12 protein-coding genes are annotated in these 14,654 nt (G+C 70.4%); 5 read left to right on the forward strand and 7 right to left on the reverse strand.

Annotation, left to right across the window (positions count from 1 at the left end; genetic code table 11):
• Window position 1: 1 nt before the first annotated feature.
• From ACIQCZ_RS07135 to ACIQCZ_RS07150, 4 genes are all read right to left on the reverse strand, one after another.
• A complete protein-coding gene (locus ACIQCZ_RS07135) occupies window positions 2-904 on the reverse strand; it encodes an ABC transporter permease (RefSeq protein ID WP_402280398.1) in 903 nt (300 codons plus the stop codon).
• Complete coding sequence (locus ACIQCZ_RS07140) at window positions 901-2,100, reverse strand: betaine/proline/choline family ABC transporter ATP-binding protein (RefSeq protein WP_402281245.1); 1,200 nt, start codon at window positions 2,098-2,100, stop codon at window positions 901-903. Before ACIQCZ_RS07140 ends, ACIQCZ_RS07135 begins: the two co-directional genes overlap by 4 nt.
• A gap of 94 nt (window positions 2,101-2,194) precedes the next feature.
• Window positions 2,195-2,842 (reverse strand): ABC transporter permease, encoded by a 648-nt coding sequence (locus tag ACIQCZ_RS07145; RefSeq protein ID WP_351073458.1) that lies wholly within the window; start codon window positions 2,840-2,842, stop codon window positions 2,195-2,197.
• A 15-nt stretch (window positions 2,843-2,857) separates the two neighbouring features.
• The gene (locus tag ACIQCZ_RS07150; protein ID WP_376208023.1) at window positions 2,858-3,331 is read right to left on the reverse strand and encodes an Lrp/AsnC family transcriptional regulator; all 474 of its coding nucleotides are present in this window, start codon (window positions 3,329-3,331) and stop codon (window positions 2,858-2,860) included.
• A gap of 133 nt (window positions 3,332-3,464) precedes the next feature.
• Between ACIQCZ_RS07150 and hppD the strand changes: the two genes are divergently transcribed.
• Window positions 3,465-4,610, forward strand: coding sequence for a 4-hydroxyphenylpyruvate dioxygenase (gene hppD, locus ACIQCZ_RS07155; RefSeq protein ID WP_376208025.1), 1,146 nt, complete (start codon window positions 3,465-3,467; stop codon window positions 4,608-4,610).
• A gap of 116 nt (window positions 4,611-4,726) precedes the next feature.
• Here the strand turns inward: hppD and ACIQCZ_RS07160 are convergent, their stop codons facing one another.
• Window positions 4,727-6,439, reverse strand: a complete 1,713-nt coding sequence (locus ACIQCZ_RS07160; RefSeq protein WP_402280400.1) for a tetratricopeptide repeat protein — start codon at window positions 6,437-6,439, stop codon at window positions 4,727-4,729.
• Window positions 6,440-6,536: 97 nt separating this feature from the next.
• Between ACIQCZ_RS07160 and ACIQCZ_RS07165 the strand changes: the two genes are divergently transcribed.
• Window positions 6,537-7,904: an FAD-binding oxidoreductase gene (locus ACIQCZ_RS07165; RefSeq protein ID WP_402280402.1), complete on the forward strand. Its 1,368-nt coding sequence runs from the start codon at window positions 6,537-6,539 to the stop codon at window positions 7,902-7,904.
• 23 nt (window positions 7,905-7,927) lie between these two features.
• On the opposite strand, the gene ACIQCZ_RS07170 is transcribed toward ACIQCZ_RS07165, so the two are convergent.
• Window positions 7,928-8,404: an SsgA family sporulation/cell division regulator gene (locus tag ACIQCZ_RS07170; protein WP_402280403.1), complete on the reverse strand. Its 477-nt coding sequence runs from the start codon at window positions 8,402-8,404 to the stop codon at window positions 7,928-7,930.
• Window positions 8,405-8,616: 212 nt separating this feature from the next.
• Between ACIQCZ_RS07170 and ACIQCZ_RS07175 the strand changes: the two genes are divergently transcribed.
• Window positions 8,617-10,275: an RDD family protein gene (locus ACIQCZ_RS07175; protein ID WP_402280405.1), complete on the forward strand. Its 1,659-nt coding sequence runs from the start codon at window positions 8,617-8,619 to the stop codon at window positions 10,273-10,275.
• A 418-nt stretch (window positions 10,276-10,693) separates the two neighbouring features.
• Window positions 10,694-11,425 carry an RDD family protein gene (locus ACIQCZ_RS07180; protein WP_402280407.1) on the forward strand — a complete coding sequence of 244 codons (732 nt, stop codon included), beginning with the start codon at window positions 10,694-10,696 and terminating at the stop codon, window positions 11,423-11,425.
• Window positions 11,426-11,512: 87 nt separating this feature from the next.
• Here ACIQCZ_RS07180 and ACIQCZ_RS07185 read toward each other — a convergent pair whose 3' ends face one another.
• Window positions 11,513-11,878 carry a hypothetical protein gene (locus tag ACIQCZ_RS07185; protein WP_402280408.1) on the reverse strand — a complete coding sequence of 122 codons (366 nt, stop codon included), beginning with the start codon at window positions 11,876-11,878 and terminating at the stop codon, window positions 11,513-11,515.
• Between the two features lie 371 nt (window positions 11,879-12,249).
• On the opposite strand from ACIQCZ_RS07185, the gene ACIQCZ_RS07190 reads away from it, so the two are divergent.
• Window positions 12,250-14,649 (forward strand): immune inhibitor A domain-containing protein, encoded by a 2,400-nt coding sequence (locus ACIQCZ_RS07190; RefSeq protein ID WP_402280410.1) that lies wholly within the window; start codon window positions 12,250-12,252, stop codon window positions 14,647-14,649.
• Window positions 14,650-14,654 lie beyond the last annotated feature (5 nt).

The following is a 14,654-nucleotide window of genomic DNA, read 5'->3' on the forward strand; positions in this document are numbered from 1 at the left end:
CTCATCCCACCTCCAGGCCACGCGGTGTCAGTGCCAGCTCGACCAGCGAGGCCAGCCAGTCCACCAGCAGCGCCAGCACCACCGTCAGCACGGAGCCGAGCACCAGCACCGGCATCCGCTGGGTCTGGATGCCCGAGGTGATCAGGTCGCCGAGCCCGCCGCCGCCGACGAAGGTGGCCAGGGTCGCCGTACCGACGTTGAGCACCAGCGCCGTCCGTACACCGGCCAGGATCAGCGGCACGGCGAGCGGCAGTTCGACCTTGGTGAGCGTCCCCATCGCGGACATGCCGATGCCGCGCGAGGCCTCGACCAGGTTCGGTTCGATCGCCTTGAGACCGGCCACCGTGTTCGAGAAGACCGGCAGCACCGCGTAGATCACCATGCCGATGATCGCCGTCGACGGGCCGATGCCCAGCCAGATCACCAGCAGTGCCAGCAGGCCGATCGCCGGGGTCGCCTGTCCGATGTTGGCGATCGCGGTGACCAGCGGGGCGCCCCTGCGCAGCCTGCGCCGGGTCAGCGCGATCCCCAGCGGGACGGCGATGATCAGCACCCAGAACGTCGAGATCGCGGTCAGCTTCACATGCTGCCACCAGCGCAGCTGCACATTGCCGCCGGTGAGCGAGTTCCGCGCGATCGAATCGAGGTGGACGCTGGTGATCCAGAGATAGGTGACGGCCAGGACGACCATGAGCGCGACCGGCAGGACCACCAGCTTGGGCCAGGAGAGCCGGCGCCGCGGCCCGGCCGGTGGGGGTGGTGCGGGTTCCTCCTCCTCGTCGTGGAAGGCGTGGCCCCTGACGTCGTGTTCGCCGGGCGGGCGGTCCTTGTCGGACGCGGGCGCCGGGCGGAGGGGGCGCGGGGGCCGCCTCGATTCGGGATTCAGCGGGTTGTCGGGAGTCATGCGCCCGCACCGCCCTCCGGCTCCTGTTCGGTCCGGTGGGTGCGGAGCTCCTCCAGATCGTGCTGGTGCTCGATGGCGGCGAGCCGGTCGGCCTCCAGCAGTTCATGGACGGAGTTCATCAGGGTCTCCATGTCGACGACCCCGATGAACTCGCCGCGTCGCCCCGTCACCGCGACCCGTCCGCCGCTGTCGGTCAGCACCGCCTCCAGCGCGTCGTGCAGCGTCGCGTCGCGCGTCACGGTGTCGTGGACGAGCTGCCCGGCACGCGCCAGCGACCCCCGGGCCCGCATCAGGTCGCCGCGCCGCAGCCACTTGTACGGGCGGTTCCTGCGGTCCAGCATCAGCAGTTCGTTGTGCGGGCCGCCGCGCAGCCTGTTGAAGATCGACTGGAGCGGGTCGTCGACCGTCACCGTCGGGAACTGGGCCATCTCCACATCCCGTACGCGGGTGAGGTTGAGCCGCTTCAACGCCGCACCGGCGCCGACGAAACCCGAGACGAAGTCGTCCGTCGGGTTGGTGAGGATCGCCTCGGGGGTGTCGAACTGCGCGATGTGCGAACGCTCGCGCAGCACGGCGATCCGGTCACCCAGCTTGATCGCCTCGTCGAAGTCATGGGTGACGAAGACGATCGTCTTGTGCAGCTCGTGCTGGAGGCGGATCAGCTCGTCCTGGAGGTGGTCGCGGGTGATCGGGTCGACCGCGCCGAACGGCTCGTCCATCAGCAGCACCGGCGGATCGGCCGCCAGGGCCCGTGCCACGCCCACCCGCTGCTGCTGTCCGCCGGACAGCGCCCGCGGATAGCGCCCGTGGAACTCCCGCGGATCCAGGCCGACCAGATCGAGCATCTCCTCGACCCGGTCCTTCACCTTCGACTTCGACCAGCCGACCATCCTCGGTACGAGGGCGATGTTCTCGGCGACCGTCATGTGCGGGAAGAGCCCGGACGACTGGATCGCGTATCCGATCTTGCGGCGCAGCTTCACCGGGTCGATGTCGGTGACGTCCTCGTCGTCGATCCTGATCCGCCCGGACGTCGGCTCGATCAGCCGGTTGATCATCTTCAGGGTGGTGGACTTCCCGCAGCCGGACGGGCCGACGAAGATCACCGTCTCGCCGGCCTTGATGTCCATCGAGACGTTGTCCACCGCCGGGCTCGGATTGCCCGGGTAGCGCTTGGTCAGGTTGTCCAGATGGATGGTGGCGCCCGACGTGGTCCGCGTCGTCGCGGCGTCGTCGGCGGCCGTGCTCCCGTGGGCGGCGCGGGAACCGGCGCCTTCGGAACCGGCGGTCTCAGACACGAATCCCCCTGGGAATGGTGAGCCGCCCGAGCAGGACGTACGCGGCGTCGAAGAGCAGGGCGAGGACGACGATGCCGAGCGTGCCCGCGAGCACCTGATTGATCGCGTTGGCGCTGCCCAGCGAGGCGATGCCGCGGAAGATCTCGTTGCCCAGGCCGGGGCCCGAGGCGTACGCGGCGATGGCGGCGATGCCCATCAGCATCTGTGTGGAGACCCGGATGCCGGTGAGGATCGGCGGCCAGGCGAGCGGCAGTTCCACCCGGCACAGCCGGGCCGTCCGCGACATCCCGATGCCCCGCGCCGCGTCGACCAGCGCCGGATCGACGCCGCGCAGCCCCACGATGGAGTTGCGGACGATGGGCAGCAGCCCGTACAGCGTCAGTGTGATCACCGTGGGCGCGACCCCGAGCCCGACCAGCGGGATGAGCAGACCGATCGCGGCGAGCGAGGGAATGGTGAGGACCGTCGCCGTCGATGTGATGGCCAGCGACCCCGCCCATCCGCTGCGATAGGTGACGACGCCGATCAGGACACCGAGCAGCGTGGCGATGACCATGCACTGGAACACGGCGCTGACGTGCTGGTACGCGTCGGTGAGCAGCTGTTGGTGCCGGTTGCCCAGATACTCCCAGAAGCTCACACGTCACTCCTCGGCTCAGTCGTCGTCCCCCGCGGCCTGCTCGACGAGCGGGATGACGCGCAGCGGAACCGGGTTCTCCATGACGATGGCCGTGGAGGCCCGGACGATGCCATCAAAACCGACGACCCGGTCGATCACCCGTTGAAGATCGGCGTTGGATCGCGCGACGAGACGGCAGAGCATGTCGCCGTGCCCCGTGGTCGTGTGCAGCTCCAGCACCTCCGGAACACCGGCCAAGTGGGCCCGTACATCGACCCCTTGGCCCTGCTTGATCTCCAGGGTCGCGAACGCGGTGACCGGGTAGCCGAGCGCCGCCGGATCGACGGTCGGGCCGAATCCGCGAATGACTCCATTCGACTGAAGCCGGTCGAGGCGGGCCTGCACCGTCCCGCGCGCCACGCCGAGCCGGCGCGATGCCTCCAGGACGCCGATACGGGGTTCACGGGCCAGCAGTACGATGAGCCGCCCGTCCAGATGATCGATCGCCATGGTCCGCCTCCGGGGGTCGCTGTGATGGTCATCATGTACAGATAGCCCGGCCATCGTCCCCTTCGGCTGTGCAGATTGCCCAGTGAATTCGCGAACTGTTGCGCACCTTGCGAAGCGGCGAGAGCCTTCGAACATGACTGAGACTCTGCACACCACCCCCGACACAGCCCGGCAGGCCGACCCCTTCCCGGTCAAGGGAATGGACGCGGTCGTCTTCGCCGTCGGCAACGCCAAGCAGGCCGCGCACTACTACTCGACGGCCTTCGGCATGAAGCTGGTCGCCTACTCCGGACCGGAGAACGGCAGCCGCGAGACGGCGAGTTACGTCCTGACCAACGGCTCCGCCCGTTTCGTCTTCACCTCCGTCATCAAGGCGTCCACCGACCACGGCCGCTTCCTCGCCGACCATGTCGCCGAGCACGGCGACGGTGTCGTCGACCTGGCCATCGAGGTCCCGGACGCCCGAGCGGCCTACGCGTACGCGGTCGAGCACGGCGCCCTCGGTCTCGCCGAACCGCACGAGGTCAAGGACGAGCACGGCACGGTCGTGCTCGCCGCCATCGCCACGTACGGCAAGACCCGCCACACCCTCGTCGAGCGCACCGGCTACGAGGGCCCCTACCTGCCCGGCTTCGTCGCGGCGGCCCCGATCGTCGAGCCGCCCGCCAAGCGCTTCTTCCAGGCCATCGACCACTGCGTCGGCAACGTGGAACTCGGCCGGATGAACGAGTGGGTCGGCTTCTACAACAAGGTCATGGGCTTCACCAACATGAAGGAGTTCGTGGGCGACGACATCGCCACCGAGTACTCCGCGCTCATGTCCAAGGTCGTCGCCGACGGCACGCTCAAGGTCAAGTTCCCGATCAACGAGCCGGCCATCGCGAAGAAGAAGTCCCAGATCGACGAGTACCTGGAGTTCTACGGCGGCGCGGGCGTCCAGCACATCGCGCTCGCCACGAACGACATCGTCGCCTCGGTACGCGCGATGCGGGCCGCCGGCGTGCAGTTCCTGGACACGCCCGACTCGTACTACGACACCCTCGGCGAGTGGGCGGGCGAGACCCGGGTCCCCGTGGAGATCCTGCGCGAGCTGAAGATCCTCGTCGACCGCGACGAGGACGGCTACCTGCTGCAGATCTTCACCAAGCCGGTCCAGGACCGCCCGACCGTCTTCTTCGAGATGATCGAACGCCACGGCTCGATGGGCTTCGGCAAGGGCAACTTCAAGGCCCTGTTCGAGGCGATCGAGCGCGAGCAGGAGAAGCGCGGCAACCTCTGATCCCCAGGGTGCGACGGCGGGGCCCCGGCGAAACCGGGGCCCCGCCCCAGGCGCGGCCGGCACCGGGCAGGCACCCCGGGCACGCGGCGCGCGGGCGGATCGGCCCCGGCGGCCCGTCAGCGGCTGCCCGGCGCGTGGGTGCCGGGGCCGGGCGCTCCTGCCGCCAGCCGCAGCTCCGGATCCGGCGGCTGCGGCCCGGCGCCCGGCGCGCTCGGCTCGGCCACCGGGGTCGCGACCGGCTCCGGGGTTCTCGCGGGCGCCTGCCGCTGTGGCACCCGCCCGGATGCCTCCGGCTCGGCCCGCGCGGCCGGCTCGGGTTCCGGGGCGGGCCGCATGTCCTGCGGGCCGCCCGGCGGGAGCTGGGCCAGCGAGTCCAGTGCCTCCCGGGACGCCGGGGCCTCCAGCGGTGAGAAGTGCGGATTGATGCCCAGTGCCGCCGCCAGATTGCGGCGCGCCGGACCGTAGTCCTTCAACGCCTGCTGGATCGCGCCCAGGTGGGACATGTACGAGGCGTTCCACCCGCCCGTGTCGACCGCCTGCGTCGCGTACCGCAGCGCGGCGGACGAATCGCCGGAGCGGTGCAGCGCCCAGCCCAGCGCGTCCGCCACGGCCGCGCTGCGGTGCGATCGGCCCCACTCCGCCTGCAGCAGCTCCACCGCCACCGCCGGATCCCCGTGAGCGGCCTCGAAGCGGCCGCGCAGCAGCGCGTTGTCCACTCCCTGGGCGTCGCCGCGCGTGAGAGCCTCACCGAGCTGTCCGTACTGGTTCCGGGCCTCGTCGTCCCGTCCCAGCGACTCGTACAACTCACCCAGTTCGAGCATGTACTCGGGCCGGGGAAGATAAGCCAGCGCCGCCCGGTAGTCGCGCAGCGCCTCGTCCGTACGGCTGAGCGCGGCCAGCGCCCTGGCCCGTCCCGCGAGCGACGCGGGGTGGGTACGGTCGGCCCGCAGCGCCGCGCCGTACTGCGCCACCGCCTCCTCGGGCTTGCCGCGTTCCCAGGCCAGTTCGCCCAGCAGATACAGGCATTCCGCCTTCTGCGCCGGGGTCGTGGCCCGGTCGGCCGCGGCCTGCGCGTTCGCCAGCGCTTCCTCCCGCCCTCCGTGGTCCCGGTACATCCGCGCCGTACGCAGCAGCGCGGCGCCGCCGGGGCGCAGCGCCGTGAACCTCCCCACCGCCGTGCGCGAGGCCTTGTAGTCACCGAGGCCGTTGTACGCGTCGATCAGGGGCGGGTAGACCGCCCACTGCTTCGGCTCCCGCGCACGGACCTTCTCGCCCCACTTCTTCGCCGCGCCGAAGTCGCCCCGGGCATTGGCGAGCGTCGCGAGCCCCACCCAGGCCGCGGTGTTCCCCTTCTCACCCGGCTCGACGTTCAGCGAGCGCTGCAGCGCCTGCTCGGCCCGGCCGAAGTACGCCGCGTCCGCGGAGCGCTGCGCCCACTCCACATAGGACGCACCGAGCAGGGCCCACGCCCCCGCGTCGGAAGGATGCGTGCCCACCCACTGCTGCCGGTCCCCCATCAGCGCCGTCAGATCGGAGAGCGAGGCGGGATAGCCCAGGTCCGTCGCCGCAAGGGCCCGCGAGACCGGCCCCGGCGCGGGCGGTGGCGCGGACTTCTTCTCGTCCTCCGGCACGGCCACCACCGCACCCGTCACCAGCACCGCACCCGCCACCATGCCCATGGCCGCCCTGCGCAGCGTCGTCCGCAGCGACAGGGGCGGCAGCTCGTCCGACGACACCGGGTCCGGCGGTGCCGGCCGGGTTCCGGGGGGCTCAAGGGGAGGCTCGGTCGAATCGGGGGACTCCGGAGGCTGCTGCGGCATGACATCCATGCCGATCACTCTGCGTCAGTACGAAGAGCACACCGCGCCTTGCGGAGGCAGCCGCAGACGGGTTCACACCAATGGGCCCGGGTGTCACGCTCGGACCATGAACGGTCTTCTCGAACGACTGCGTGCGGGGCTGCCCGACGAGGCCCTGATCACCGATCCCGACATCACCGCCTCGTACGCGCACGACATGGCGAGCTTCTGCGCATCGGGCACACCGGCCGTCGTCGTGCTCCCGCGCACGGTCGAGCAGGTCCAGCACGTCATGCGCACGGCCACGGCCCTGCGCGTCCCGGTCGTCCCGCAGGGGGCCCGCACCGGTCTGTCGGGCGCGGCCAACGCCTCCGACGGGTGCATCGTGCTCTCCCTGGTGAAGATGGACCGGATCCTGGAGATCAGCCCGGTCGACCGGATCGCGGTCGTCGAACCGGGCGTCGTCAACGCGGTCCTCTCCCGGGCGGTCGACGAGCACGGCCTCCACTACCCGCCGGATCCCTCCAGTTGGGAGACATGCACCATCGGCGGCAACATCGGCACCGCTTCCGGCGGTCTGTGCTGCGTGAAGTACGGGGTCACCGCGGAGTACGTGCTCGGCCTGGACGTCGTCCTCGCCGACGGGCGGCTGCTCACCACCGGCCGCCGCACCGCGAAGGGCGTCGCCGGCTACGACCTCACCCGGCTCTTCGTCGGCTCGGAGGGCAGCCTCGGCATCGTCGTCAAGGCCGTGCTGGCGCTGAAGCCCCGGCCCCCGCGGCAGCTGGTCCTGGCCGCCGAGTTCCCGAGCGCGGCCACCGCCTGCGACGCGATCTGCCGGATCATGGAGCGTGGTCACACCCCGTCACTCCTCGAACTGATGGACCGTACGACGGTCCGTGCCGTCAACAGGATGGCCTCCATGGGCCTCCCCGACACCACCGAGGCGCTCCTGCTCGCCGCCTTCGACACCCCGGACCCGTCCGCCGACCTGGCCGCCGTCGCCGAGCTGTGCACCGCTGCGGGCGCCACCGAGGTGGTCCCCGCGGCGGACGCCGCCGAGTCCGATCTGCTGCTCCAGGCCCGGCGGATGGCGCTCACCGCGCTGGAGACCGTCAAGTCGGCCACGATGATCGACGACGTCTGCGTTCCGCGCTCGAAACTCGGCGCGATGCTCGAAGGCACCGCCGCCGTCGCCGAGAAGTACGGCCTCACCATCGGTGTCTGCGCACACGCGGGCGACGGCAACACGCACCCCGTCGTCTGTTTCGACCACACCGACGCCGACGAGTCCCGGCGCGCCCGTGCGTCCTTCGACGAGATCATGGCGCTCGGCCTGGCACTCGGCGGCACGATCACCGGCGAACACGGGGTCGGTGTCCTGAAGAAGGAGTGGCTCGCGCGCGAACTCGGCGAGGTGGGCGTCGAACTGCACCGGGGCATCAAGCAGGCGTTCGACCCACTGGGGCTGCTCAACCCGGGCAAGGTGTTCTGACGGCCTGCCGGCGCCGTGGCCGTTCACGCGTCGCCGTCCTGCGAATCGTCAGGCCCCCACGGGTCGCTCAGCCACAGATCGTCGGCAGGCAGCGGCGCGAGCAGCTCGGCGAGACCCTCGTCGATACCCAGCCGCTCGGACTCCGTGCCCGGCGGGACCAGCCGCAGCGTCCGCTCCACCCAGGCGGCCACCGCGGCGGACGGCAGCTCCAGCAGCGCGTCGCCGTCCGGCGAAGTCAGCGCCACGAAGATGACGTTGCGGACGTCGACCTTCGTCGGCCAGATCCGTACGTCCCCGTGGCCGCACGGCCGGAACACGCCCTCGACCAGCAGCTCGCGGGCGAACGTCCAGTGGACGGGGAAGTCGGAGCCGATGTGGAAGGCGACGTGCACGGCGTACGGATCCTCCGTGCGATACGTCAGCCTGGCGGGGACGGGGATGCTGCGCTCGGGCGACAGAACCAGCTTGAACTCCAGCTCGCGTTCCACGACGGTGTGCATGAGTGCGTCCTTCCAGTGCCTGTGGGCCGGTCCCGTGACCGGTCCGCACTGGGAGAGAGCGCCCTCCCCGCCGTCCATTACGCGACTTCGGGAAAAAATTTCCGGGTGACCGGAAAGTGGCCCAATCCCCTGGAGCCGCCCAGGGGTACGCGGGCGTCTGATAGATGTGGACCCGTTGAATTGCGGCCTCGAAGAGATACGGGACCACGGTGATGAGCGCCCCAACCCCGGCACCCGGTGACGAAAGCCCCCGCGAGGGGTACTACCCCGACCCGTCCATTCCCGGATACGTCCGGTACTGGAACGGCGCCTCGTGGGTGCCCGGCACGAGCCGGCCCGCCCCTCCGCAGGGCGATTCGGCGCCCGTGGCGCCCGCCGGAGCGGCGGGTGGACCGCAGCCGACGGCCCCGGTATCCGCGTCGGCCGACGCACCGCTGGACGAGACCGGTCCGGTCTTCCTCGACGAGGAGCCGCTCACGGACAACCGTCCTGAACCGGCCACCGCCTGGCAGGCGGACGCGTCCCGGCAGACCGGCTTCGGCGGAGAACGCGACCGGCGGGTCTCCTGGGGCGGCACCGGGCACCCCGGTGCGCAGGACGAACGCGGCGAGCGGAGTCGGCCGTCGGGGCCGGAGTCCGGGGCCGGGTCCGGCCCGGGGCCGGAGGCCGACCGTCTTCCCGCGGTCCGGGCACCGGGCGGCCTGGTCCCGGTCGATCGCGCCCCCGCGGTCCGGACGCCCGTCGACCGTGCTCCCGCGGACCCGCGCCGGCCCGTTTCCCCGGACCCGGCGGCCGGTGCGCTGCCGGCCGTGCGCGGCGGCGGCCAGACACCCGAGAACACCGTCGCGATCCGCAGCGACCGCACGGGCCGCCCCGGTGGCAGCGGTACGGGCAGCGGCGGCGAAGCCGGAGGGCCGCCCACCGACGGTACGGTCGCGATCCGCGCCGTGGGCCCGGGCGCCCGCCCACCCGCTCCGAGGACGACGGAACAACCGCCCACGGACGGGACGATGGCGATCCGCGCGCTTTCCCCGGGTACCGGTCCGCGGCCTCCCGCGCAGACCCCGGCGCAGCCCCCCGGCCCGGCTCCGGACCCGCGTCCCGCGCCGGCCCCTGCCCCGGCCGCCCCTGCCCCGGGCGCCCCCGCCCCGGGCGAGCCCCACGGCCCTCTCACGCCGGGTCCGGGCGGTGGTGCGGCCTCCTGGGCGCAGCACGTCCATCAGCTGGCCCATCCCGAGCAGGCCGCCCGCCCCCAGCCCCAGCTCCCGCTCCAGGCGCAGCAGCCCCATCCGCAGTTCGGTGCGCAGGGCGGACAGCCGGATCAGCCCGTCGTGCCCTGGAAGCCCCCGGTCGACGACCCGTTCCAGCAGCTCGCGCAGGCCCAGGCATCGGCGAGGCCCGCCGGACTCGGCAAGCGGTTCGCCGCCCGGCTCGTCGACACGGTGGTGCTGGCCGTGCCGGTCGGCGCGATCGGGTTCCCGCTCGTCTCGCGGGCGATGGACCACATCGACGAGAAGATCAGCGCGGCGAAGCTGTCCGGCGAGACGGTCACCGTCTGGCTGGTGGACTCCACCACGGCCGGTCTGTTCGGCGCGGTGCTCGGCGCGTTCCTGGTGCTCGGCCTCCTGCTGGAGGCGCTGCCGACCGCCAAGTGGGGCCGTACGCTCGGCAAGAAGCTCTGCGGGCTCGAAGTGCGGGACATCGAGTCCCACGGGGCCCCGGCCTTCGGTGCCGCGCTGCGCCGCTGGCTGGTCTACGGCGTGCTGGGCGTCCTGGTGGTCGGGGTGGTCAATGTGCTCTGGTGCCTGTTCGACCGGCCGTGGCGGCAGTGCTGGCACGACAAGGCGGCGCACACCTTCGTCGCGGGCTGACCCCGGGCGCCGACGCGTCGTGCCGGACACGCGGGTCGGCTCCGGAGCATCGGGGCCGAACCCGTGGGGAGTCGCCGCGCGCACTCGTCCGGGTGACGGCCCATCGGGTGAGGGGTCCCGGGGGAGGCCCCGTTCCCCCGAACGCGCCTGAGAGCCTGCCGGGTGACCTCTGATCGGGCGGCCACGGCGTGGTACGCACTCCCCCAAGGCCTTGAGGGCCAGGGGGACCCCCTCCGGTGTTGCCGAAATGCCTCGGTGGCTCCTTCCCCGAGTTCTCAAGGAGCGGGGGAGACCCCGTCCGAGGCCATCGCGGCGTCTTGGAATCGCACCCGCCACGCCGCGTCCGCTCTCCGATCGAAGGTCACCCGACAGGCTCTGAGCCGTTGCGGGCGCCGGTGGGCCGGGATGCACTGCCCCCATGAGCAACGATCAGCCGACGTCCGGCGAGCCGCCCGAGGACGACCCGTTCCTCAAGAAGCCGCAGGGGTCACAAGGGCCGCAGGAGCCTCAGGGACCCCAGGGGCCTCAGGGACCTCACGGGCCTCAGGGACCCGAGGGGCCTCAGGGACCGCCATCGGGTTCGCCCTACGGCGCTCCCCCTCCGCCGCCGTACGAACCCGGTCCCCATGGCGGCGGTGGCCCGTACGGGGGCGTCGATCCGCTGGCCGGTATGCCGCCGCTCGGCGAACCGGGAAAGCGAATCCTGGCCCGGCTGATCGACTTCCTGATCATCTCGATCCCGCTGTATCTGATCTCGTTGCCCTGGGGCGGCGCGGTCGAGGTGACGAACGACAACACCAGCAACAACGGTGTCGGCAACGTCTTCAGCCAGACGTACAGCAGTCACCAATTGATCTGGTCGCTGATCGGGCTGGTGGTCTACGTCGCGTACGACACGTACTTCACGCACAAGGACGGCCGGACCATCGGCAAACGGCTGCTGAAACTGCGGGTCGCGATGCTCAACGACGGCCGGGTGCCGGACACCGGGGCGGCGTTCCTGCGGGCCGTGGTGCTGTGGCTGCCGGCGCTGCTGTGCTGCCCCTGCCTGTGGTGGCTGATCAACATCGTGCTCATGTTCACGGACAAGCCCTACCGTCAGGGCCTGCAGGACAAGGCGGCGAAGACGGTGGTCGTCCAGACCGACTGAGGCAGGCCCTCACCTCGCGCCACAAAGGCCTCGGTCTCCGTACGGGCTCGTTCGCCGAACCCGTACGGAGACCGAGGCCTTTGAGCGTCAGCGCCTCAGGGAGTGCTCGTTGCGGCGCCGGTCCGCACGCGCCGTCACGCGCTGCTCGGCCGCACGGGCCGCCGCGATCGGGGCAGGGACCCCGTCGCGGGCGAGGCCCTCGGCCTCGACGGCGGCGGAAACCACGTCCTGGTTCGTACGGGCCGCGGCCCCGGCCCTCGACGACTTCGCTGTTTCCGCCCGGGACGGGAGGGGTACGGTCACGGCCACCAGCAGGCCGAGCGCGAGCGCCGCGGTCCCGATGACGGCGATGCCGAGGCCCGAACCCGTACGGGAGAGCAGCAGCATGGCGAGGGTCGAGAAGACGACGGTGACCGAACCGTAGGAGAACTGTGCGGCAGTGATACGCGGCATGGCGGTATCCGTCCTCGGGGCATCGGATGGGCAGTCTCTCGACACGGTCGCACTGTCGAGCGACTCTACGACGGTGGATGCCCGAGTGGGGCCGGTAGTAAGCGTGACCTAACCCACGGTGCCGGTGCATGGGGGGCGCACGGAGTCATTCGGCGCTCCAGGCCTGGGCTGTGACGCGCCGGTTGCCTGCCCGATGAACGTCCGGATAACGGAAATGTTCTCCTGCATAGTGCACTTGGCCTGTTCAAGTCAAGATCTGTCTTTTCTCTCGTAACTCCGGTCGAATGTCGTCACTTGTGACGCGTATCCGCGCGCGGCCCCACCACACCACCCCAGGCCGCAGCCGCGGGCGCCGGGGAGGACTGCATCAAGTGAGCACTCACAGACGGGCGCTTCGCGCCGCAGCGGTTGTCGTGGCCATGGCCGCCACTGCCGCCACGGCGTCAGCTTTCGCCACCGCTCAGGCGGATGACCACGCATCAGGGGCCAAGGCCTCCGCGGTCGAGCGCCGCGACCCGGGCTCGGCCAAGGGCAACGAGCACGATCTGAAGGGCCCCTTCAGCGAGCGGCAGGACGCGCAGCGTCAGGCCGCCCTGGAAAAGGTCATATCGGGCGACAAGAAGATATCGAAGCGGAACGGCTCCCAGGTCGTGAAGCTCGACGACAAGAAGTACGTCGAGCTCGGCCGCGAGAAGACCGACAAGATCTTCACGATCCTGGTCGAGTTCGGCGACAAGGTCGACGACACGACCATGTTCGACCCGGACGGAGACGGCCCGAAGCCTCCTGTCAAGAAGTACGGCGGCACGCCCGGCCCGGCGCACAACACGATCGCCAAGCCGGACCCCAAGAAGGACAACAGCACCGCCTGGCAGGCCGACTACAACCAGGCGCACTTCCAGGACCTCTACTTCGGTGAGGGCGCCGGCAAGGACTCGCTGAAGACCTACTACGAGAAGACGTCCTCCGGGCGCTACTCGGTCGACGGCGAGGTCTCCGACTGGGTCAAGGTGCCGTACAACGAGGCGCGTTACGGTTCCAACTACTGCGGCGCGACCAACTGCGCCAACGCCTGGGACATGATCCGCGACGGCGTGAACGCCTGGGTCGCCGACCAGAAGGCCAAGGGCCGTACCCAGGAGCAGATCAAGGCGGATCTCGCGCAGTACGACCAGTGGGACCGTTACGACTACGACAACGACGGCGACTTCAACGAGCCCGACGGCTACATCGACCACTTCCAGATCGTCCACGCAGGTGAGGACGAGTCCGCGGGTGGCGGCGCGCAGGGCACCGACGCCATCTGGGCGCACCGCTGGTACGCCTACGGCACCAACGCCGGTGCGACCGGCCCGGCCGAGAACAAGGCCGGCGGCACCGAGATCGGCGACACCGGCTTCTGGGTCGGCGACTACACCGCGCAGCCCGAGAACGGCGGCCTGGGCGTCTTCGCCCACGAGTACGGCCACGACCTGGGTCTGCCCGACCTGTACGACACCACCAACACCGCCGAGAACTCGGTCGGTTTCTGGTCCCTGATGTCGGCGGGCTCCTGGCTCGGCACCGGCAAGAACCAGATCGGTGACCTGCCCGGCGACATGACCGCCTGGGACAAGCTCCAGCTGGGCTGGCTCAACTACGGCGAGGCCAAGGCCGCGACGAACTCCACCCACAAGCTGGGCGTGTCCGAGTACAACACCAAGGACAAGCAGGCGCTCCTCGTCACGCTGCCCGACAAGCCCGTCACCACCGCTGTCACGAAGCCCGCGGAGGGCTCCAAGCAGTGGTGGAGCGACATGGGCGACAACCTGAACAACACCCTGACCCGCTCGGTCGACCTGACCGGCAAGTCCAAGGCCTCCCTGGACCTCGCGGGCTGGTGGGACATCGAGAAGGACTACGACTTCCTCTACACCGAGGTGTCGGACAACGGCGGCGCCAGCTGGACCGCGATCGACGGCACGGCCGACGGCAAGGCGATTCCGCGCGACGCCAGTGACAAGCCGGCCCTGACCGACGTCTCCGGCGCCTACCGGAAGCTCTCCTACCCGCTGGACGCCTACGCGGGCAAGAAGATCGACATCCGCTTCCGCTACACCACCGACGGCGGTGCGGGCGGCGTCGGCTTCGCCGCCGACACCATCGCGGTCAACGCCGACGGCGCCGTGATCTTCTCGGACAACGCCGAGGGCGACGACAACGGCTGGACCGCCAAGGGCTTCTCCCGCGTCGGCGAGTCGTTCACCAAGGACTACCCGCAGTACTACATCGCGGAGAACCGCCAGTACGTCAGCTACGACAAGACCCTCGAGGTCGGCCCGTACAACTTCGGCTTCTCCAGCACCCGTCCGGACTGGGTCGAGCACTACCCGTACCAGACCGGTCTGCTCATCTGGCAGTGGGACACCTCCCAGAAGGACAACAACGTCTCCACCCACCCGGGCAAGGGCCTGATCCTGCCGATCGACGCGCACGCCAAGCCGCTGAAGTGGGCGGACGGCACGATCATCCGCAACAAGATCCAGCCCTTCGACGCACCCTTCAGCCGGTACGCGACCGACGGCTTCACCCTGCACAAGGCCGATGTGCCGGTGCAGATCAAGCCGCAGCTCGGCATCCCGGTCTTCGACGACCACAAGGGAACCTACTGGTACAAGGAGAACAAGACCGGAAGCGTTCAGGTCACTGACACGAACACCCGGATCACGGTCGTCAGCGAGCCGCGCGACGGCTCGACGATGATCGTCAAGGTGGGATCCTCGCACAAGTAGTTCCG

The organism is Streptomyces sp. NPDC093149 (assembly GCF_044754145.1).
In the GTDB taxonomy this organism is placed as follows: domain Bacteria; phylum Actinomycetota; class Actinomycetes; order Streptomycetales; family Streptomycetaceae; genus Streptomyces.

Excerpts from the sequence above, each read along its gene's own strand:
- ACIQCZ_RS07175 (WP_402280405.1), top strand. The coding sequence starts at position 8,617 with ATGAGCGCCCCAACCCCGGCACCCGGTGACGAAAGCCCCCGCGAGGGG.
- ACIQCZ_RS07170 (WP_402280403.1), bottom strand. The coding sequence starts at position 8,404 with ATGCACACCGTCGTGGAACGCGAGCTGGAGTTCAAGCTGGTTCTGTCG.
- hppD (WP_376208025.1), top strand. The coding sequence starts at position 3,465 with ATGACTGAGACTCTGCACACCACCCCCGACACAGCCCGGCAGGCCGAC.
- ACIQCZ_RS07165 (WP_402280402.1), top strand. The coding sequence starts at position 6,537 with ATGAACGGTCTTCTCGAACGACTGCGTGCGGGGCTGCCCGACGAGGCC.
- ACIQCZ_RS07135 (WP_402280398.1), bottom strand. The coding sequence starts at position 904 with ATGACTCCCGACAACCCGCTGAATCCCGAATCGAGGCGGCCCCCGCGC.
- ACIQCZ_RS07160 (WP_402280400.1), bottom strand. The coding sequence starts at position 6,439 with ATGGATGTCATGCCGCAGCAGCCTCCGGAGTCCCCCGATTCGACCGAG.
- ACIQCZ_RS07185 (WP_402280408.1), bottom strand. The coding sequence starts at position 11,878 with ATGCCGCGTATCACTGCCGCACAGTTCTCCTACGGTTCGGTCACCGTC.
- ACIQCZ_RS07180 (WP_402280407.1), top strand. The coding sequence starts at position 10,694 with ATGAGCAACGATCAGCCGACGTCCGGCGAGCCGCCCGAGGACGACCCG.
- ACIQCZ_RS07150 (WP_376208023.1), bottom strand. The coding sequence starts at position 3,331 with ATGGCGATCGATCATCTGGACGGGCGGCTCATCGTACTGCTGGCCCGT.